The following is a 20,290-nucleotide window of genomic DNA, read 5'->3' as shown; positions in this document are numbered from 1 at the left end:
AACCCTAGAGAAAATCGCCCCACAATCCTAACATCCTAAAACAGATTCAGTCAACTATTCTCCCAACAAAATCCGCAAAGCCTTCAAAGCCGCCGGGTTTTTGCTGCTGTTGACTCTGGCAAACCAGTAGTGTGCTTCCTCATTGCTCATCTCTTTAATTCCAGCGGCAATATTGACAATTTTATCACTTTTTCGCAAAGGTTGCAATGCCTGAAATAAAATTGCCAAAGTCACCCCGCTTTTCTCATCTAAAATATAGGGTTTTTTGCGGTGGTGGTTGAGGGTTTTTGGGTCGTAGTTGTTCTCCTTCAACAGTTGGTAAATACTCGGACGCGCCAAAATTAGGACATTCCCCTTCAGGCGACCCAAACGCTTCGCCGGGGGGCGCTTTTTTTCCCCGGCTTTTTTGTAGGCGCACTGGTAGATTTCCAAGCCGAAATTATTGTTATCAATGGGGACAACTCGCAGTTGAAATTCTTGCATTTTGGGCTGAGGTTAAAAACCACAAAAACTCTGGAGGTTTAATCATATTGGAAATCGGCGCTCAAATGCAATCGTCCCACCGGGTTCCGCTCTAGTTGGGATTTGATTTGGTCTAGCTCTAGGGGCAGTTTCCCCGTGGCTAGGCCCTCAAATCCTATGGCTGTTGGAAACGCAAATTTGAGGCTCAAATGCACGTCTCCCGCCACCTCTGGCTGACTCATCAACCCGTTGAGGGTAGTCAGAAAACCCTGGAACCCCCGCAGGTCGCCCTGATATTCCAGGCGGAGAMACTGTTGTCCGGTCTGGAGGGTGACGCTTTGCTCAATTTGCGGCCCGAAGCGACTCAACAGAGAGATAGCTGTGGCTAATTTCCGATAGTCGATAATTTGGTCTACCGATAGGGTGATCTGGGATATCCGGCGCACCTTCAGATCCCAACAGCGATCGCCCAATTCCTCAAATACCCGGTTCACCGTCCCCGAAAACTCACTGCTGGAGGGTTTCGCATCAAACAATGTCGCCCCTTCCGCCGCCCCGGTCGCAGTACCCCCAGGGGTAGTTAAGTAAACCACTGTCTCCTGAGTGGCAGTTTCCCCGTCCCCGTAGTCCGCCAACAGCCTAAAAGTCGTCGTTTCCGCCACCTCCGCCTCATACTCGTCCGAGGGGAAAAACTCTTTTAAAACAGGGGTGCCGTTTTCAAATAACTGAACTTTCACCGCCTCCCTAGCCCTCCAGCGCACCCGCACGGGCTTCACCACCTCCGTCGAAGGCATCAGTTGGGCATTAAGTTCGATTTCCTTGGGTTGGGGCGCTTCCAAAATACCCCGACGGTAAAGCACCTGGCGATCGCTCAATTCAATAGTATCTGGTCCCCTCAGCGGCGCGTCAGGTACTTTGATGTAGACTTTCTGGGCGATCGCCATATCCCAGCAACCCCCCAGCAACCCCGCGCGGATAGTCTCCCGGAGTTTCAGCTTTTCCGCCTCTATAGGCAAATTCAGCCCCAGATTTTTCGAGAACTCCTCCCACAGGCTTTTAGTAGTCCAGTGTTCCACTCCAGCCGGCCAAACCTTTTGCAGAATATAAGCCGGGGCGAAGGGTTTAGCATCCTCCTCCGCTTCCGCCCGGACCTTTTGGCAATCTCGCAGTGCCTTTAAAATCAAATCCTGTTGGTTGTTTTTGCCCTTCACCGTGCTAGAATCCTGGGGAGAGAGGGTATAGTGCATCAAGCCTTTCGGAGCCTTCACCTCATCCTTAGCTGGGTAGAACAGGTGGCGGTAGGTGTTAGTCAGGGCAACCCGCACAGCCAGGTCAGTTTCCCCTTCTTTCTGTTTCAGTTGCTGGCGCTGGCTCTCGGAAATGTCATCCAGACGGTGGGGAGTTTCCCTGATCGCCTTAATTGCCTTATACTCCTTCACCACCTCGATCGCCCGCTCCAGTTCATCCCGGTTCGCCACCAGAAACAACAGCCGATTACGGAAGGTGCGGAACTTCCCGGATACCCCTGTATTGTTGAAAATCGTTTCCACCAGCGACGGCGGCGGGTCTTGGGGGGAGGTGATCACAAAATCCCCAAAATCGATCACGCACAGGGCGATCGTCTCCGGTGTATCGTCCACGTCCGCCGCACAGTCCGGCGCTGATATCAGTTTAAACTTATTCCCCGCAAAAATGCTATCCCGTCGCGATCGCAGCTCTTCCTTAGCTTCCGAAAGCCCCACCTGTTGCTTCTCTTCTGTGATAATCTTATTGATAGATGGTTCTTCCTTGAACCGGGCGATCGATGTGATCGGATCAATGTCGAGATACCACGCCACCCTTCCCAACTCCTCCAAAACCTGCTCCACAAAGCCGATTTCTAAGCCAGGAGTCAACAGCGACAGGTTCAGCTCCGATCGCCTAATCCCTGAAGAAATCCCCTGGGTGAGGGAGTGCAAAAAAATCGTCCGTGCTACCCAGGTCGAAAACGGCGGCTTTCCTGCCACCTGCCACTGTTCATCCTGTACCTGAGCATAGGCAGCCCGTCCGTCCTGGCTGTAGATGTCTGCCTGAATAGGAATCCGCATCAGAGGACGCTGTAGGCGCGAGGTCAGCTCGTCTTGTACCTTCTTATCCAGCCCTAGGGGGATATGGTGGCTATGGATTAGAGGTATCCAAATGGGGCTATCTTCCGGGGCTGCGTCCGCTTCCTGCCACAGGTGGCGGACTACACTACCAAACAGCCGCAACGCCCCCCTGGTTCGCTGGAAATCCGGGATAGAAGCGATTTTTTGGGTCAGCAGTTTGAACAGTTCCGGGTGGAAGGGGTAGCAAGAAGCGATCGCTTCCCCATACCTCGCCTCTGTGCAGCCCTGGGGTAGGTCAACACTAGCAGCCCGGTAAGCCTTCAGATATTCCGTCGCCGCCTTTTTTCCCGCCTCTTCCTGCACACTCTCGAACAGCCTCTGCTTGACGATATTGTAGATATCCACATCCGTCGAAGGACTCATCACCCGCTCCTGTCGCGCCGAAGCCCGTATCAGTTCCGTTAACTCCTGGGTTTGTTTTCCGAAGGTGTCTGAGGCTGAAGCCAGCGAGTACACGAAAATCAGGCGATCGCAAGCCGCCGCTAAGTCCATCAACGAAAACAAGAACGCTACCACCTGCTCGGCTAGGTCACTATTACCCACCTTTTTCGCCTTCGCCGCCTGCAAATGCCGCGCGATCTCGTCAATCATAATCACTGTGGGCTCCTCACCCACCAATCGCTCTAAAACCGACGTTCCTGGGCTGATTTGCTTCTCGTCAGACCCCTGCAGCAGTTGGTAGCCCCCAATACCCCCGATTTGATAAGCAATCTCCCCCCACAGGGTATAGGTCGTTATTCCAGTATCTTGATGAAATATGCCGTTTTCTGGGTCAAGGTCGCGCCCGTCAATGGCCGCCACCTGCACCCCCTTCTCAGGAATCAGGTTCAAGTCCCCGAATCGCTCTAAACCCTGAATCCGCCTCCCTCGGCTACAAATATGCCACAGGGCAATCTGGTCATGGGTTTTACCACCCCCAAAGCTGRTCTCCAGGCGGATAATCGGAGAACCAACATTAGCCCCMGTCAGCCTCCCGAAAACTTCCCGAATTACAGTCCGTATCCCCTCGGTGGGAAAGGTGTTGGCAAAAAATACTTCCGCATCCTGGTACACTAGGGGGGCTTTTCCCTCCACCACTGGGCGGATTTTGGCGGCGAAAATGTCTTCGGTTAGTTCCCCTTTTTGGATTTCGCCTCTGGGAATGCAAGTTGTGAATACTGATGGCAACATTTAACTATTTCCCATGGCAAAATGGGACTCTACACTTTCTCGGACAGCCTACAGGCGATCGTCGCACTTTCTGCCCCCAAATACTGCCCTTTCATACCAAATCATAAAGCAGTTCCCCTGGCAGTGCTAGTCTAGGAGTCCGGCGCGACCGTTTTCCTCACTCGCCTGATCGGAAGGTTGGCTATCAAAATAGTCGATCTTTGGTCGCTTTCTAACCCAAATTCTGAGTCATCTGTATCAATTTCCACATACCTAGATACCACCTCCAAAATCTCCCGCCGCATAGCTTCTACAACTTCTGGAGATAAATCAGCGCGATCGTGGGCGAGAACTAATTTTAACCGTTGTTTGACCGCATCACGACTGTTCGGCCTGTTGCGGTTCACAAATTTGTCGATAAATTCATTAATTTTCATTGCTGTTGCTACATTATCGAACAGTGGATCAAAACCTACACCTGGGCGATAAATATCTCGATGATCCAATACTCCGCACGTCCCTAGTAACCTCTTGAGAAAGCCCCCAGACCCCTACCGCCCCGGCGATGAGTTATTCAAAGGGTTACTACATAATCTTAGACGACAACAGCCTACGCAGTCGCGCAAAAAAACCAGGAGGCGCTGGGTCTAACTCCATAAACGGCACTTTTTCCCCCTCCAGACGACGGGCAATATTATTAAAGGCTGTCACCGCCGGAGAAATAGTTTCCGTTAATACCAACGGTTCACCCTTGTTAGTCGAAACAATTACCTGTTCATCATCAGGAACTACACCCACCAGCGGAATCGCTAGAATTTCCTCGACATCTTGAACCGACATCATATCATTAGCTTTTACCATCCCCGGTTTAATCCGGTTCACTAGCAGCCGTATCCGCTTGATACCATTCGCCTCCAATAAGCCAATCACGCGATCGCCATCTCGCACCGCTGATATTTCCGGTGTCGTTACCACAATAGCCTCACTGGCGGCGGCGATCGCATTTTGGAAACCTTGTTCAATACCCGCCGGACAGTCAATCAAAATATACTCGTATTTCGGAGTCAGTTGGCTGATTAACTCCTTCATTTGTTCCGGTGTGACGGCATCCTTCATCCGATTTTGAGCCGCTGGTAACAATACCAACTTCGGTTGGCGCTTGTCTTTCACCAAAGCCTGTTCCAGACGACACTCCCCTGATAGGACTTCCACCGCTGTATATACAATCCGGTTTTCCAGTCCCAGCAGCAAGTCTAAATTTCTCAAACCAAAGTCAGCATCAATCACCACAACTGAGTGTCCTCGTTGGGCGAGAGCCATGCCAAGATTGGCTGTAGAGGTAGTTTTTCCGACTCCTCCCTTTCCAGAGGTGACAACTATAATGCGACTCATGGGGGTTATTAATTAGTTAACAGTTAGTAATATTAACGATCGCTACATGGGCAACAAATGCGATCGGATAATAGCAGATTCGATCACCATATCCAACAGCAATAGTATTACACGCCCGCATCACTAGAGGCTTGACTGATTTGCCAGAGTTTCACTCGCCCCAATTCCGTAGCCCGGCTAATACGGATGCCTTTCGCCGTCATATAAGCTACTTCCGGGTAAAATTCCTCCGGCGGGTTTTCTGGACCACGCGCCACCCGATCCCCTATGCGGATCAGCATCGGTTCCATTTGCAATGCCATAATCATGCTTTGTAGGTTCCCCTTAGCCCCAGCATGGACGGTTCCCCGCAAACGGCCCCATATCATTATATCCCCATTCGCAACTATCGAACTACCTGGGTTCACATCTCCCACAACTACCACCGTCCCCGGATGACGTATTTCTACCCCCGATCGCAAAGTCATTTTTAAGTATAGGGGTTCCGCCTCTACTGTAGTCCTTTCCGTTTCCGTTTCCTTTTGGCTTAAATGGCTCCGATCCGATTCGCGATCGACTGAATATCCCGCCGTCGCCGCCGCCACCGCTGTTTGCGCCCTACTTGTTCTTACCCGCTTTAGCTCTAATTTCGCTCCCGTCAGGATATCTCTAATGTCCTGCAATTGACGACTGTCTAACAGCCGATTTTCGCTGACTAGATGCACTTCTAGCCCCTCTTCCCAGCTATGTTCCTCCCCGGTGATCCGATGTTTCAGTTGTTGCAACAAATCCCCCCAACTGTTGCTGGTAGAGTTCTCAGAGCGATCGCCTTCTTCTGGTGGTAAAATCAGCAGCACATTCTCCCCTTCCCGTTTAAACCGGATTTGGGAATTGCCATCACTCAGCGAAAATACTTTTGGGGTTTCTTCAGACATATTCAGCAAATTCTTAAACCGAGAACTTTTGACCCACAATCATCACCAACAACTCACTGTCCACTATCCCATCCCCAATGTCAATATGTTACCAATCGAGATTTCCCAAACATGGACTTTCATTATCAATTTTTTTCGGCGGATGTCTTGACTTTTAATCAGTCTCAGATATATTATTATATGATGGGACTGTTTATAATTTTTTTTGGTATGCAAATATCTCTATTATGAAACTTGACACCTCTATAGTAGCATAAAATGCTCTCCCCTGTCAACCCTTTTCTAACAGGGGAGACGAGAATTTGAGTGATTTAATACTTGCGTTCCTGTGGTTCAAACATAGTAATAGCCACAGGACGATAAGCCAAATCAATACCAGCCTGGGAATAGTAAGCAAGAGTATGCTTGAGGAAATTCTGGTCATCGCGGGTAGTATAATCCTCGCGACTGTGAGCCCCTCGACTCTCGCGACGGTTGAGGGCAGAAGTCAAAATCATCTCACCCACAATCATAATATTCCGTAATTCCAAGGCTTCAATAACTTCTGTATTCCACAATTTCCCCCGGTCATCCAAATAGATATTTTGGTAACGTTCGCGGCATAGCTGAAGCTGATTTAAGCCCTCCTGCATCACATCTTCAGTGCGAAAAACTCCACAATGCAAAGTCATAGCGTCCTGAAATTCTTGCCGTAGTTGACCAATGCGACAGTCCCCCGACTTATCGAGTAATTCCTGTACCTGATTTTTAGCTTCTTTAATATAGTGCGCTTCGTTGACAGTGGGCAATTTACGGTTTTGTACAAATTGTGCGATCGCCGCCCCCGTGCGCTTGCCATAAACCACACACTCCAACAGAGAATTACTACCCAAACGGTTAGCCCCATGGACAGACACACAAGCCGCCTCACCCGCAGCAAATAACCCATCTACCAAACTATCAGCACTAGCGAGAACCCGACCATCAGTATTAGTGGGAATACCCCCCATAGAATAGTGAACCGTAGGACGCACAGGCATAGGTTCAACCACCGCATCAACCCCCACCAAACGATGGGCTTCTTCCCAACAGAAAGGAATGCGGCTCATAATTTTTTCCCGCCCCATGTGTCGCAAATCCAGATACACAAACGGGCCCCCCGCAGTGCCATCACGATGAATACCCCGTCCGGCACGAATTTCTAAAGTAATTGCCCTAGAAGTAATATCACGGGGGGCTAACTCCATTTTACCGGGGGCGTAATTTTTCATAAAGCGATCGCCCTCACTATTAATCAAATAAGCCCCTTCACCGCGTACCGCCTCAGAAATCAACACACCCACCGGATAAAGGCCTGTCGGGTGAAACTGGACAAACTCCATATCCTGTAACGGTATCCCCGCCAAAGCCGACATAGCCAAACCATCCCCCGTAGAGGCAAAATCATTAGAAGTAGTGTTAAAAGCCCGACCATAGCCACCCGTAGCGAACATCACCGCCTTAGCCCTAGCCACTTGGATAGTACCATCAAGGATATGATACATCACCACCCCTTTCGCTTCCCCCTCTTCCAGAATCAGGCGCATTACATACCACTCATCATAGATATGCACACCGTAGCGACGCAGGTTATTAACTAACTCGTGGAGGATAGCGTGTCCAGTTTTATCAGCCGCGTAGCAAGTGCGGCGGTGGGTATGACCACCAAAAGCCCGTTGGGCGATACGACCGTCCGGGAGGCGCGAAAACAAAACCCCCATGTGTTCCAGGTCAATAATTACATCTGGGGCCTCTTTCGCCAGAATTTCCACAGCGTCTTGGTCTGCTAGGTAGTCTGACCCTTTCACCGTATCAAAGGCGTGGGCTTCCCAGGTATCTTCAGGGTCAACATTATTGAGAGTCGCCGCGATACCTCCTTGGGCTGCTACGGAGTGGGACCTAATGGGGTGCGTTTTAGCTATAACAGCAATATTTAGGCTGGGGTCAGTCCGGGCTATCTCAACGGCGGCGCGACTTCCGGCTAAACCACCACCAACAATAATTACATCATGTTCTAGCATAGTTCTCTAGTTTGTTCGATATTTGCACATACTCCATAGTTAAACAAAAAAAAACCTCCCTGCCAAAAGGCAAGGAAGTCTTTAGGGTTGACTGACTGCTATGGTGTCCTAACTGGTCGCTTGCGCTGGCTGTTCAGATGCCTTAATTTCCTGATCTGTTCCTGTTTCTGACTTGATGTCTGTGGGTATAAATTCGATATGATTTAACAACGTGGTAACGAAAGCAAACAGCAGAAAGGGCAGCGATAGCACTACAATCAGTCCTAGCATGGTCAGGGCGAAAATTTGCTGAGAACTACTCCACAAGGCTAGGGAGGAGGCTAGGGCGATGAAAATGACGATCAGCCAAATCATGATTTGACCGTAAATATCGCCATAGGTCAGGGTACAGTTGAGCCGGTATTTCTTGAACTTTTCCATCTCAGTTAATCTCATGACTTCTAAAATTCTAGGCTAAGGCTAAGATGAGGTTTTGGAACATTTCTCAATATTTTCACAAAACTTGTAATTAAACTTTACATTGCCCCTGGTGGCTTCTGCTTGGGGTCGGTTCGGCAGCCCCGGTCAATCTTCACCTATGGAAAAACCCCGCCGATACGGTTTTATTTCGGCTTCGCGAACTTGAAAATTAATGCGATCGCTCATATTTTCACGGGTGGCTACTTTCAGGGTAAAATCTCCGATTTCGGGCTGCCAAAATATTGATTTGCTCGTAGTTGTGGCTATCTTATTATCATTAATAAACCATTGGATTTCTTGATTGTCAACTCCCGCCACTTTCAACTCTAGAGGGGAATTATGACCCGCAGCGACTAGGAAATAATCATTATTTTGAGGCAATACAATCCTTAGTTTTCCCGAACTTAAATGAGGCGCTTCCTGTTGCGAGAGCCACTCATTATATTCTGCCGATAACTCCCCAGCTACAGACGGGTTATCATAATTCTTGATATCCTCTGGATAGAAATATTCTAACACAATTCCTGACCCACAATCATCGGTGGGTTTCCATCCCGTATGACTACAAATCGGCAATTCAACTAATCCCTCTGGCGGCGTAAAATTATCCGGTTTTTTGTCTTTATGAAGATACATCATAATCTGATTCCATAACGGCGCAGCACCCATGACACCGGAAATATTTTGCATGGGCTGAGAGTCGAAATTTCCCACCCAAGTTGCGACGGTGTAATCAGTAGTAAATCCTACCGTCCAAGTATCTCGATAATCCGAAGAAGTTCCCGTTTTTACTGCTACCAGAAACGGTAAATTCAACACCGAATTAACCCCAAAAGCTGAAGCCCTAGCATGGGAGTCCGCCAGCATATTTACAATTAATTCCCAACTGGTGGCTGTATCCATTTGCATACACTCCTGTTGACATGGGGGGGGAATTTCTGGGGAAATTGTAGTCACCAATGGCGTGAACTTTCCCCGGTTCGCAAAAGTTAAATAAGCCTGGGCTAATTCCCAAAGACTCACCTCCCCACTACCCAAACTTAACCCGAGTCCATAATGTTCTGCTTCTCGGTCAAGGTGGCTAAAACCTAATTGATGCAACCGTGATAAAAACTCACCTACACCGACTTTTTCTAAAACTCGCACAGCCGGAATATTTAAGGAATTACCTAAGGCAATTCTGACCCGCACTGGTCCTAAAAAGGTTTCGCTATAATCAACGGGTGTATACAGTTTAGCACCCGGAATAGCATAATAGGTGGGAACGTCTGGGAGTATGGTATTCGGTCGGATAATTCCTTGGGCGATCGCTAATTGATATAAAAATGGCTTCAGGGTTGAACCCGGCTGTCGCCAGGCTTGAACTCCATCATTTGAGCCTAAATTTTCCCAATTAAAATAATCAGGAGAACCTACATATGCTAAAACTTCCCCCGTGTGATTATTAATTACTATAGCCGCCCCATGATTAACATTTTGACCCCCTAAAGAAGTGACTACATGACGGACTTGGGTTTCTACAAATTGCTGGAGAGTCCTGTCTAAAGTTGTCCGAATTTTGGGGCTGGTAATTTCTGCATTGGACAGTTGACTAGCTACCCAAAATAAAAAATGAGGCGCGGCGATAATACCCTGTTCACGAGGGGCAATTTTCAGGGTTTCTCGATAGGCGCGATCGCTTTTTTCTGGGGTGATATACCCATCTTCTACCATGCGATCTAAAACATATTTTTGCCGCTGTTTCAGCCCCTCCCAATTAAAATAAGGATTTAGATCCGTTGGGTCGTTGGGAAGTCCGGCTAATACACTGGCTTGCGATAAACTTAGGTCAGAAGCACCTATACCAAAATAAGTCCGCGCCGCCGCTTCCACGCCATACAAGTTACCACCCATAGGAATACGGTTAATATAAGCTGCTAGAATTTCGTCTCGGTTCATTCCCGCAAATAGTCGCCAAGATAACCAAATTTCACTGACTTTGTGCGGGAGTGTATGGGGTGAGGGTTCTAACATTCGCGCTAGTTGCATGGTAATAGTGGACGCGCCACTAACTATCTCTCTGGCTTGTATGGCTTCCATGACCGCCCTCACTAGCGCTATTATATCTACAGCACCATGTTGATAATATCGCTTATCTTCTGCTGCAATAATAGCCTTGATAAAATACGGGGAAACTTCGGTTAAAGGGACTACAGCCGTATGACTTTGGTCTTGGCTGAGAATTGTTCCTAATGCTAAACCTTGGCGATCGCTAAATTCCATCGATACCGAATTTTGACGGATATCTTGCGCCCGAATTGGCATGAAATAAGGAATGCTTCTAATTACTACCACTAGCAGCAACATCACTGCTACAACTTTCACCCACCTACTACGCTTCAAACTACCCAAAAATCGCCATTTTAACATTCACTTACCCCCGTTTTCCCTCTCTTCAGAACCTATATTTATCCATATTTATCAATGCGATCGCATTTTATTCCCCATATAGCTGGGGCGGGTTTTTGAAAACAGTCCTGGGGAATTGATAATTAACTGGGGAACCCGCCCCTACAATTCCCCATATAGCTGGGGCGGGTTTTTAAAAACAGTCCTGGGGAATTGATAATTAACTGGGGAACCCGCCCCTACAATTCCTAATGTGGCTGGGGCGGGTTTTTGAAAACAGTCCTGGGGAATTGATAATTAACTGGGGAACCCGCCCCTACCATTAATTATCCATATTTATCAATGCGATCGCATTTTATTCGCCACTTGTTGATTTTTTATTCAATTTTTAAAAAATTGTTCCGACAAATTAGCGCCAACAGCTTGACAAGCACCCGGAACTAATGATATTATATTGACATATTCTTAAATAATGGAAAATTTGCTTAAATAAAAATTTAGCCAATATTCCCATTATCTAAAATGATAGCACGAACTCCCCCAAAAAGCTACCCCCCCAGACCAAAAAAAATTTTCGCAACATTTCTTAACTTTTTGTTACAAAACTTAACATAACCCCGAAAGTAGCTGGGGTGGGTTATTAAAAACAGTCCTGGGGAATTGATAATTAACTGGGGAACCCGCTCCTCCCCTACAATTGCTAATATGGCTGGGGCGGGTTATTAAAAACAGTCCTGGGGAATTGATAATTAACTGGGGAACCCGCCCCTACCATTATATTCATGATTTTCGATTTCGGCTAAATACTTATCTTTTTCAGCCTGACTCAGAAAGGAAGCCATAAAAGAATTTTTGGCTAACTGTATCAGTTGAGAATTGGTAAAATTCAAAGCCTCTTGAACAGCGAGATAATTTTCATTAATATAGCCGCCAAAATAAGCGGGGTCGTCCGAGTTAATAGTTACACACAAACCCAACTCTAGCAATTGTTTAACATTATGGGAGTTGATATCAGGAAAAACCCCCAACTTAACATTAGACAATGGACAGACAGTTAAAGGGATTTGTTGTTGTGCCAAATAAGTAACCAATGCCGGGTCTTCTGTACAGCGCACACCGTGATCAATCCGGGATACCTGCAATAAATTAATTGCTGACCAAATATAATCAGCGCCTGCTTCTTCTCCTCCATGGGCGACAGTTAAAAATCCCTCGGATTTGGCTCGTTCAAATACCTGTTGAAATTTACTAGGTGGATTGTGCAATTCCGCCGAATCCAAACCGACAGCAATAATGCCATCTTGGTATGGTAAGGCTTGTTCAAGGGTATTCATAGCGGCTTCTGCGCTTAAATCTCGCAGAAAACAAAGAATTAAGTGTGAGGAGATATTTAGATAGGTTTTGGCATCTTGTAGGGCTGACTGTATGCCATGGTATACTACAGGGAAATCAATACCGCGATCGCCATGAGTTTGGGGGTCAAAAAATATTTCCGTGTGGCGGACATTCTGCTGATAGCATTTTTGTAAATAAGCCCAAGTCAAATCATAAAAATCCTGGTCAGTGCAGAGGACCTGAGCCCCCTGATAATATAAATCCAGAAAGGATTGCAAATTCGATAAATGATAGGAATTTTGCACATCTGCCACTGACTCAAAAGGTAAAGATAGATGATTTCGTTGAGCCAGGTCAAACATCATCTGTGGTTCTAAAGTACCTTCGATGTGAAGATGTAGTTCCGCTTTGGGGAGACCATAAATAAACTGATTCATATTAGCCTAGGGAAAGCCGTTAACTGTCAATTATAACCTGAAACCAACTAACAAATAACAGAATTAACCAATAACTCCGTACTGGTGATAGATTAAAGTTCCCATATCAATGGTAAGCTAGTCACAGAGTCCTACGGTATGACTCAATGTTTCTCTTGTTACTCCCACACTAAAGCAATGGCACCTAAAATTATTGTTCTGGATGATGACCCCACCGGTTCCCAAACTGTTCATAGTTGTCTGTTGTTGACACAATGGGACGTAGAAACCCTACGGCTGGGACTGAGTGACCAGTCTCCCATATTCTTTATCTTAACGAATACCAGAGCATTAACCCCAGAAGCAGCAGCCACAGTTACACGAGAAGTTACCCATAATCTGAAAATGGCGATCGCCGCCGAGTCTATCCAAGATTTCCTAGTAGTGAGTCGGTCTGACTCCACCCTACGGGGTCACTATCCCATAGAAACCGATGTAATTGCCGAAGAATTAGGCCCCTTTGACGCTCATTTTTTAGTTCCCGCCTTCTTTGAGGGGGGACGGATAACCAAAGGGGGAACCCACTACCTGAAAATAGACGGCGTTGATACCCCTGTACACGAAACGGAATTTGCTCGCGATTCAGTATTCAGCTACCATCATTCCTACCTACCCGATTATGTAGCCGAAAAAACCCAAGGACGCATTAAAGCCGAAGCTGTCCAAATTTTCACCTTGGGGGACATTCGCAACGGGACCCTAGACCGACTGATGCAATTCAGTGATAATCAATGTGTGGGAGTTGACGGCGAAACCCAAGGCGACCTAGACCAATTCGCCTCCGATATCCTAGCCGCCGCCAGCAAAGGAAAACGTTTCCTCTTCCGCAGCGCCGCCAGTATCCTCACATCCCTAGCCTCCCTCGGTCCCCAACCATTACCACCGGAGTCTATGGGAAAATATACCCGAAATAATCAACCGGGAGTGGTGTTGATGGGTTCCCATGTGAAAAAGTCTACTCAACAGCTTGAACAGTTATTGAAAGAATCAGATATCGTCGGGGTTGAGGTAGATGTGTCTCACCTGTTAGATGATAATCCCTCTCTACGTCAAGAGCTACTTAGCCAAATTAGCGATCGCATCTATCAAATCCACCAACAGGGTCAAACCCCTGTAGTGTACACCTCTCGCCAAGAAATCACCTTTGAGAATACCCAAGTCCGCTTAGAATTTGGGGCGGCGGTTTCAGATTTGTTAATGGATATTGTCCGGGGTTTACCAAAAGATATTGGATTTTTGATTAGCAAGGGAGGCATCACCTCCAATGATGTCCTTAGTAAAGGTCTAAGTCTCCCCACCGCGCGACTCTTGGGACAGGTTATGGCTGGTTGTTCAATGGTGAAAACCCCCGCATCACATACCCAATTCCCTAATCTTCCCGTTGTCCTGTTTCCAGGTAATGTGGGTGATGCTAACGGGTTAGTCACTGTCTATCAACGACTCAAAAACCATTGATTGAGGTGCTACACCTGATCAGATACATCAGATAGATCAGTCTCTCCCACCTCCGATGAGTTTTTGCCGTTACCTGGGAGTTCCAAACAGTAACCAGCACCATAAACGGTTTTGATGTAGCGAGGATGACGTGGGTCTGGTTCCATTTTGGTGCGTAAATGGCGAATATGAACCCGGATAGTTTCGATATCATCGTCCGGGTCATAGCCCCAAACTTCCTTGAGAATTTCACTGGGGGCTACGGTTTGACCGTGACGTTGTAGCAAACAGTGCAGTAACTCAAATTCTAGGTGAGTTAGTTTGACTGTCTGATCAAACCAGATCGCCTCAAACCTTTCGGGAACTAGGGTAAGAACTCCATAACTGAGGATCTCGCTGTGTTTAGCCGCTTGCGGAATGCGATCGGTGCGTCGCAATAGCGCGCGGACACGAGCCAGCATTTCTTCGAGTTCAAAGGGTTTAGTTAAATAATCATCAGCCCCAGCGTTAAAGCCTTCCACTTTATCCTGGGTTTGTCCCAAAGCTGTCAACATCAAAACCGGGATCTCTCCGGTGCGTTCATCTCGGCGTAGACGCTGACAGACGGTGAACCCATCGACTTTGGGCAACATTAGGTCTAAAATAATCAGGTCTGGCAGTAGTTGCAGCGCTAGTGCTTGTCCTACTATACCATCGGGGGCGAGGGTGACTTCATAACCAGCCATCTCTAGGTTAATCGCCACCAGCTCTGCGATCGCGGGATCATCATCAATCACTAAAATTCGGGGCATTATCTAAAACTCTGTCTAAGGTTTTCAGCTTTAACCGCCTATAGGGACTAATCCTTCCCTTCCAGGGAGGCTATGCGAACAGCAAAAAGTAGGGGTCGAGAGAGATGTCGCCATCTCCCCCTCCCATACAGAACCGTACTTGAGACTTTCACCTCATACGGCTCCTAATTTGACCGTCTCCTTGTTAAGAGTACAGCATCATCTCTTCATCAAGAGCTGTTTTATTGTCGTGACAATGGCGATGTAATAATTGAATATTCTTGTATTCATCCTTTCCGCCATGGCTTCTAGGTACAATGTGGTCTATTTCAATTAAATCTGATGGGGTAAAGTATTGCCCGCACCAGGTACATCTACCTTTTTGCTTTTTGAGTAGTTTTGCTACATTATTTGGCGTGCCGATTGCTTGTCCTTTCCTGGTTGCCCAATAAGTCCAATTTCCGTCGTATGGTGTTGCGTCAGGGCGTATTAAAGTATGTCTAACAATTGGAGTCCAATTGTGTTTGAATAGATGTAACCCATCTTTGGTTTGGAACAGCCAATTTTCGTGTCTTTTTTTCCCATTGCTAAGTTTAATTGTTCCATGTCTGAAATAATTACTTAGTTTTTCGTAACTTGCCCTTCCGCATCTTGATGCTGTCCATGCCCGTAACATTTGCCAAACTGTTTTGTTTAGCTTATTGAAGGTCTCTGTTGAGACTACCGCTGAATAATAATTTGWCCATCCCCGAATMATCGGGTTTAGATGWTTAATCAGGGCTGATTGAGGTGCAGTTTTAGATTGTTTGATTACACCTTTTATCGCTTATGTGTGGGCAACTGCTTTTTAGCTGGGTTTTATGTGGGTTTTATGTCCGATTAATCGGCTCTTATGTCCCCCTGTTTTTCCAGACTTGTATTTTCCTACTGGGTATTGCCTGATATTGAATCCGAGAAAATCAAACCCAGGTTCTTCTGTTTTGCCATTATACTCAATAGGTTTGAGTGTGTGACCAATTCGAGTCTTTTCGGGTTTAATCTCTAATCCTACAGGTTTTAACCATTCGGTGATAGCAGTTTTGCACTGTTCAATGATTCCTAGGTCTTTGGATATGACTACAAAATCATCGGCGTATCGTATTACCGTGGCAAATGGTTTTTTGTTGGTATTATTAGGATACATTTTTTCTATTAACCTAACCATCCCCAACACTGCGATGTTGGCGAGTATTGGACTTATTACCCCTCCCTGGGGTGTCCCTGCTTCCGTATCCTCAAATACACCGTTATCTAGAACGCCTGCTTTGAGCAATTGTTTCAGGTCTCTTTTTAGGCAGCTTGGACAATGAATTTTGGACAGTAGGTAATCATGGTTTATTCGGTCAAAACATTTTGCTATATCAGCATCCAGTACATAATATTCACCCTTGTTGATACTTGAGTAAATTCGTGCTATTGCATCTTGGGCTGACCGTCCGGGACGGAACCCGTAGCTTGTGCTTTCAAATCTCGATTCCCATTCAGGTTCGAGAGCCGACTTAACCAAGGCTTGCCTTGCTCTATCTTGGATTGTGGGTATTCCTATTCCAGCTTTTTTCATCCCTGCCAGGTTTTGGAATCCACACCCGTCGCAGTGGTTTTGCTTTGAGGTTTCCCTTAATGTTCTTGACCAGTTCAAACCTTTGTCTTGGAGAGATTACTCTTGCTCCATCAACACCGGCTGTCTTCTTGCCTTGACCCGCTTGGGGGGCGGGTTTATTAAGCTGACTGTTGGGAAGCATGACTGACCGTGGAACCCGCCCCTACAGCCGCACTGCTAAGAGCCGGGCGTAATATGATTTCGCCAGTAGACGTTGCAACCTTCTAACCTTTGCATCCTGTCCCGATTTAGCTGCTTGRAATATACTCTTTTGGAGCTTGAAAACTTTCCGTTGAACCTTAGTCCAYGGGATKGYCTTCCATGCGTTGTTCGTAGTCTTGATTGGTTTKGATTTCCCAAATCCTTTCTTTAAACTCGCTATCGCCATTTGTACACCTACTTGACTCTATTTCTTTACAATCAAACCGTGACCCGTTAGCATATCCCTACCATTACAGTCGGGCGTTGGCTTCTGGTCACATCTCACCCCCTAATAGGCTTACGCTTACACTTTCACTACTGACTTTCTCGACCAGATTATCAGAGCCTAAGAGGGGTTAAAACGTTCCGTTTATATGGGCATTCCATCTTTAGATTTGTCCTTTCCACCGGGGTACTTTTAAAGGTCTGTGTAGGTAGTCTAACGAAGCTCCTACTTTTCCCCTTACTCTTTTGAGTGCAGCGTATCAACCTATTTTTCGCTACTTAATTCTTACGATGGTTCAAGCCGGACATTCGGTTTCCCTAATCATGGATGGTTGGCAGTGGTCTCGATTCTGGTGTTAGGTTCCACCTCGGAGCCTTCCGTTCCCCGCTTCAATCCTGGGGTTGTGGTTCCCAAAATTGGGGGTGGCTATCGCCGTTACCCTAATTTCCTAACTTTACTTATCCATTTCTGGGCTTCCTATAGGAATTTGTATGAGTTAGTTCGTTTTGACCTTGGGTTCCCTGCCTTATTTGGTATATTTCTATACCGAATGTTGGGACATATAAACAGTTATGAGGATGGTCAGGAGTGCGCTCCTTATATTCAACCAAGGGGTTGAAGTCCCCACCAGGCGGTTATTTCAGGTATTTCAACCCTATTTCATGCCTGAACGTCTCGCACCGCTAGAGTTAATGAAGTCGAATTAACCGCCCGGGGGCGGCATCAGTCAACACATAGAGATGACCATCAGGACTTTCCCGAACATCCCGCACACGCGCTCGCGATCGCGATCGCTCGTTGGTCTATCACCTCACCGGACTCATTTAATTGGATATGATGCACCGATTGGGATACCAAACCCCCAGCAAACAAATCGCCCCCATGCACGGCTAACCCGGACGGAGCGATCGCCGGTGTCCAGACGATATCGGGGTCAACCATATCTGGATGGGATTGGCGATCGGAAATTCGCCCCCCTGTATATTCCTGACTATGGGTAACAAGAGGCCAGCCGTAATTTTCTCCTCCTTCAATCCGATTCAACTCATCCCCACCACGGGCACCATGTTCCGTAGACCAAACGTGACCCCGTTGGGAATCAATCGCTAACCCCTGAATATTCCGATGACCATAACTCCAAATAGCCGGGTCACTATTAGGGTCTCCCTGCCAAGGATTATCACTCGGAATTGAGCCATCGTCATTCAGGCGTACAATCTTACCCAAATGACTCCCTCGATTTTGAGCCTGTAAGCGAATCAGTTCCCCGTCCAGTTGCACGGGTGGATTCCCCCCATCACCAATCGCCACCAGCAGAGTATCATCAGGTAACCAAACCATGCGCGATCCAAAATGTTGTCCTCCCCGTTTCAAAGGAGCAGCTTGGAAAATCACTTCCACATTCTCTAGGCTGCTTCCCCTCAACTCCCCTCGACCCACTGCCACGCCATTGGCTTCCTGGGTTCCTTGGGAATAGGTGAAATAAATCAACGAATTTTCCTCAAACCGGGGATGAACGGCAATATCCAGTAAACCCCCCTGATTGAGGGCTAAAATCTCTGGCAACCCGGCCACAGGAGTGGGGTCGAGAATGCCATCGCGCACTATCCGTAAGCGTCCTGGTCGCTCAGTAATCAGCATCGTCCCGTCAGGGAGCCACGCTAATCCCCAGGGATGCTCCAAATTCTCAACTACTGTCGTTTGTTCCCACTCCCGATCGAGAGGGATAGATGCACCAGATTCAAGGTCGGTAGATAGGATTTGTGCAAAGCACCGCTCGCAGAGTTGACTGGGTTCTCTGGTGGGGTTTCTACTCCGGTTGGCGTCTCACCGCCGATCAAGAGGAAACTCCCTAGCAAACTGCCAGCAATCGGAGTCAGGGGTTGAATCATCGTGAATCTCATTGGCAAGCGCGTTTATTACATTTCTTCTCCTTTGATAACAGAAGAATTGTTTTGAGAAGATCAGTGCAAAGATTAGGTTACAGATTCATCCCCTACCAGGGGAGGCTTTAGACCCATTTCTTGAGGAACTAAGCCCCTAGCCCCCTGTGGGAGTTAAGTGCTAACTATACACTATTGTTGATTAGATAGCGGCGAAGAACTCTTTAGACTTCACTGGGTCGGGGTTCATGGTTTTGTCTCCTGGCTGCCAACCTGCGGGACAAACTTCGTCGGGGTTGGCTTGAACATATTGGATCGCTTGTAAGGTGCGTAGGGTTTCGTCTACATTACGACCGAAGGCAAGGTTATTGATAGTGGCGTGTTGAATAATGCCGTCTTTGTCGATAATGAACAGACCCCGCAGTGCAATTCCGGCCTCTGGGTCAAGTACGTTGTAGGCGGCGCTGATTTCTTTTTTAATGTCAGACACCAGAGGATAGTTGAGGTCGCCAACTCCACCGGATTGGCGATCGCTTTGAATCCAAGCTAGGTGAGAAAATTCACTATCGACAGAAACCCCTAAGATTTGGGTGTTAATGGCTGAAAATTCTTCAGCGCGATCGCTAAATGCGGTAATTTCCGTCGGACAGACAAAAGTAAAGTCCAGGGGATAAAAGAACAGGACAACGTATTTACCGCGATATTCCAATAACTTAATAGTTTTGAACTCTTGGTCAATCACCGCTGTAGCGGCAAAATCTGGGGCTGCTAAACCAACGCGAATACACTCACTTGTCATGGGTAAATCTCCTAATTCCTTTGAAAACTCAGAATGGCTGAGTTTTCAATTTGTTACGATAAATTAGGGGTCGAGATAGACCTCACGGTCTACCCCTCCCATTCAAAACCGTACTTGAGACTTTCACCTCATACGGCTCCTAGTTTGACCGTCTCCTTGTTAAGAGTACAGCATCATCTCTTCATCAAGAGCTGTTTTATCGTCGTGACAATGGCGATGCAGTAATTGAAGGTTCTTGTATTCATCCTTTCCGCCTTGGCTTCTAGGTACAATGTGGTCTATTTCAATTATATCTGATGGGGTAAAGAATTGCCCGCACCAGGTACACTTGCCTTTTTGCTTTTTAAGTAGTTTTGCTACCCTATTTGGCGTATCGATTGCTTGTCCTTTCCTGGTTGCCCAGTAAGTCCAATTTCCGTCGTATGGTGTTGCGTCAGGGCGTATTAGGGTGTGTCTGACAATCGGAGTCCAATTATGTTTCCACAGTCGRARTCCAKCTCTAGTTTGGAATAACCATGATTCATGCCTTTCTTTCCCGTTGCTAAGTTTAACCGTTCCATATCTGAAATAGTTCCTA

At 47.1% G+C, this 20,290-nt stretch carries 17 protein-coding genes and 1 pseudogene; 1 reads left to right on the top strand and 17 read right to left on the bottom strand.

Going from position 1 to position 20,290, the window contains the following annotated elements; genetic code table 11:
* Nucleotides 1–54 precede the first annotated feature (54 nt).
* The 9 genes from B9T16_RS10610 to B9T16_RS10570 all read right to left on the bottom strand — a co-directional run bounded on the left by B9T16_RS10610 (nt 55) and on the right by B9T16_RS10570 (nt 12,722).
* Nucleotides 55–483 (bottom strand): hypothetical protein, encoded by a 429-nt coding sequence (locus B9T16_RS10610; RefSeq protein ID WP_410244734.1) that lies wholly within the window; start codon nt 481–483, stop codon nt 55–57.
* A gap of 38 nt (nt 484–521) precedes the next feature.
* Complete coding sequence (locus B9T16_RS10605; protein ID WP_410244733.1) at nt 522–3,779, bottom strand: ATP-binding protein; 3,258 nt, start codon at nt 3,777–3,779, stop codon at nt 522–524.
* Between the two features lie 131 nt (nt 3,780–3,910).
* The gene (gene minE, locus B9T16_RS10600; RefSeq protein ID WP_014275693.1) at nt 3,911–4,195 is read right to left on the bottom strand and encodes a cell division topological specificity factor MinE; all 285 of its coding nucleotides are present in this window, start codon (nt 4,193–4,195) and stop codon (nt 3,911–3,913) included.
* A 148-nt stretch (nt 4,196–4,343) separates the two neighbouring features.
* Complete coding sequence (minD, locus tag B9T16_RS10595) at nt 4,344–5,150, bottom strand: septum site-determining protein MinD (protein WP_006617995.1); 807 nt, start codon at nt 5,148–5,150, stop codon at nt 4,344–4,346.
* A 107-nt stretch (nt 5,151–5,257) separates the two neighbouring features.
* Nucleotides 5,258–6,064 (bottom strand): septum site-determining protein MinC, encoded by an 807-nt coding sequence (gene minC / locus B9T16_RS10590; protein WP_006617994.1) that lies wholly within the window; start codon nt 6,062–6,064, stop codon nt 5,258–5,260.
* Between the two features lie 311 nt (nt 6,065–6,375).
* The gene (locus B9T16_RS10585; protein WP_410244732.1) at nt 6,376–8,103 is read right to left on the bottom strand and encodes a succinate dehydrogenase/fumarate reductase flavoprotein subunit; all 1,728 of its coding nucleotides are present in this window, start codon (nt 8,101–8,103) and stop codon (nt 6,376–6,378) included.
* Between the two features lie 108 nt (nt 8,104–8,211).
* Nucleotides 8,212–8,523 carry a hypothetical protein gene (locus B9T16_RS10580; protein WP_410244731.1) on the bottom strand — a complete coding sequence of 104 codons (312 nt, stop codon included), beginning with the start codon at nt 8,521–8,523 and terminating at the stop codon, nt 8,212–8,214.
* Between the two features lie 144 nt (nt 8,524–8,667).
* Nucleotides 8,668–10,971, bottom strand: a complete 2,304-nt coding sequence (pbpC, locus tag B9T16_RS10575) for a penicillin-binding protein 1C (RefSeq protein WP_410244730.1) — start codon at nt 10,969–10,971, stop codon at nt 8,668–8,670.
* A gap of 728 nt (nt 10,972–11,699) precedes the next feature.
* Nucleotides 11,700–12,722: an adenosine deaminase gene (locus B9T16_RS10570; RefSeq protein WP_006616348.1), complete on the bottom strand. Its 1,023-nt coding sequence runs from the start codon at nt 12,720–12,722 to the stop codon at nt 11,700–11,702.
* A gap of 177 nt (nt 12,723–12,899) precedes the next feature.
* Between B9T16_RS10570 and B9T16_RS10565 the strand changes: the two genes are divergently transcribed.
* Nucleotides 12,900–14,216 carry a four-carbon acid sugar kinase family protein gene (locus B9T16_RS10565; protein WP_410244729.1) on the top strand — a complete coding sequence of 439 codons (1,317 nt, stop codon included), beginning with the start codon at nt 12,900–12,902 and terminating at the stop codon, nt 14,214–14,216.
* Between the two features lie 8 nt (nt 14,217–14,224).
* Here the strand turns inward: B9T16_RS10565 and B9T16_RS10560 are convergent, their stop codons facing one another.
* The 8 genes and pseudogenes from B9T16_RS10560 to B9T16_RS10525 form a co-directional block, all read right to left on the bottom strand.
* On the bottom strand, nt 14,225–14,986 hold the full coding sequence (locus B9T16_RS10560) for a response regulator transcription factor (protein ID WP_006616346.1): 762 nt from the start codon (nt 14,984–14,986) through the stop codon (nt 14,225–14,227).
* Nucleotides 14,987–15,170: 184 nt separating this feature from the next.
* Nucleotides 15,171–16,565 (bottom strand): annotated as a pseudogene (locus B9T16_RS10555) (group II intron reverse transcriptase).
* Entirely contained in the window at nt 16,525–16,746 is a 222-nt protein-coding gene (locus tag B9T16_RS10550) for a hypothetical protein (protein ID WP_014275017.1), read from the bottom strand. The pseudogene B9T16_RS10555 and the gene B9T16_RS10550 overlap by 41 nt, the downstream one beginning before the upstream one ends.
* A 21-nt stretch (nt 16,747–16,767) precedes the next feature.
* Complete coding sequence (locus B9T16_RS10545; protein ID WP_410244728.1) at nt 16,768–16,992, bottom strand: reverse transcriptase N-terminal domain-containing protein; 225 nt, start codon at nt 16,990–16,992, stop codon at nt 16,768–16,770.
* Between the two features lie 728 nt (nt 16,993–17,720).
* Nucleotides 17,721–17,804, bottom strand: coding sequence for a PQQ-dependent sugar dehydrogenase (locus tag B9T16_RS10540; protein ID WP_286131305.1), 84 nt, complete (start codon nt 17,802–17,804; stop codon nt 17,721–17,723).
* Entirely contained in the window at nt 17,779–18,672 is an 894-nt protein-coding gene (locus B9T16_RS10535) for a PQQ-dependent sugar dehydrogenase (RefSeq protein WP_006616089.1), read from the bottom strand. Before B9T16_RS10535 ends, B9T16_RS10540 begins: the two co-directional genes overlap by 26 nt.
* 444 nt (nt 18,673–19,116) lie before the next feature.
* Nucleotides 19,117–19,713 (bottom strand): peroxiredoxin, encoded by a 597-nt coding sequence (locus tag B9T16_RS10530; RefSeq protein WP_410244727.1) that lies wholly within the window; start codon nt 19,711–19,713, stop codon nt 19,117–19,119.
* Nucleotides 19,714–19,872: 159 nt separating this feature from the next.
* A partial coding sequence (locus B9T16_RS10525; protein WP_410244726.1) for an HNH endonuclease occupies nt 19,873–20,290 on the bottom strand: 418 nt, incomplete at its 5' end.

The sequence above is a fragment of the Arthrospira sp. PCC 8006 genome (assembly GCF_046480465.1).
In the GTDB taxonomy this organism is placed as follows: domain Bacteria; phylum Cyanobacteriota; class Cyanobacteriia; order Cyanobacteriales; family Microcoleaceae; genus Limnospira; species Limnospira platensis.
Note: the sequence above shows the minus strand (reverse complement) of the source record. Positions and strands in the feature narration are given on the sequence as shown.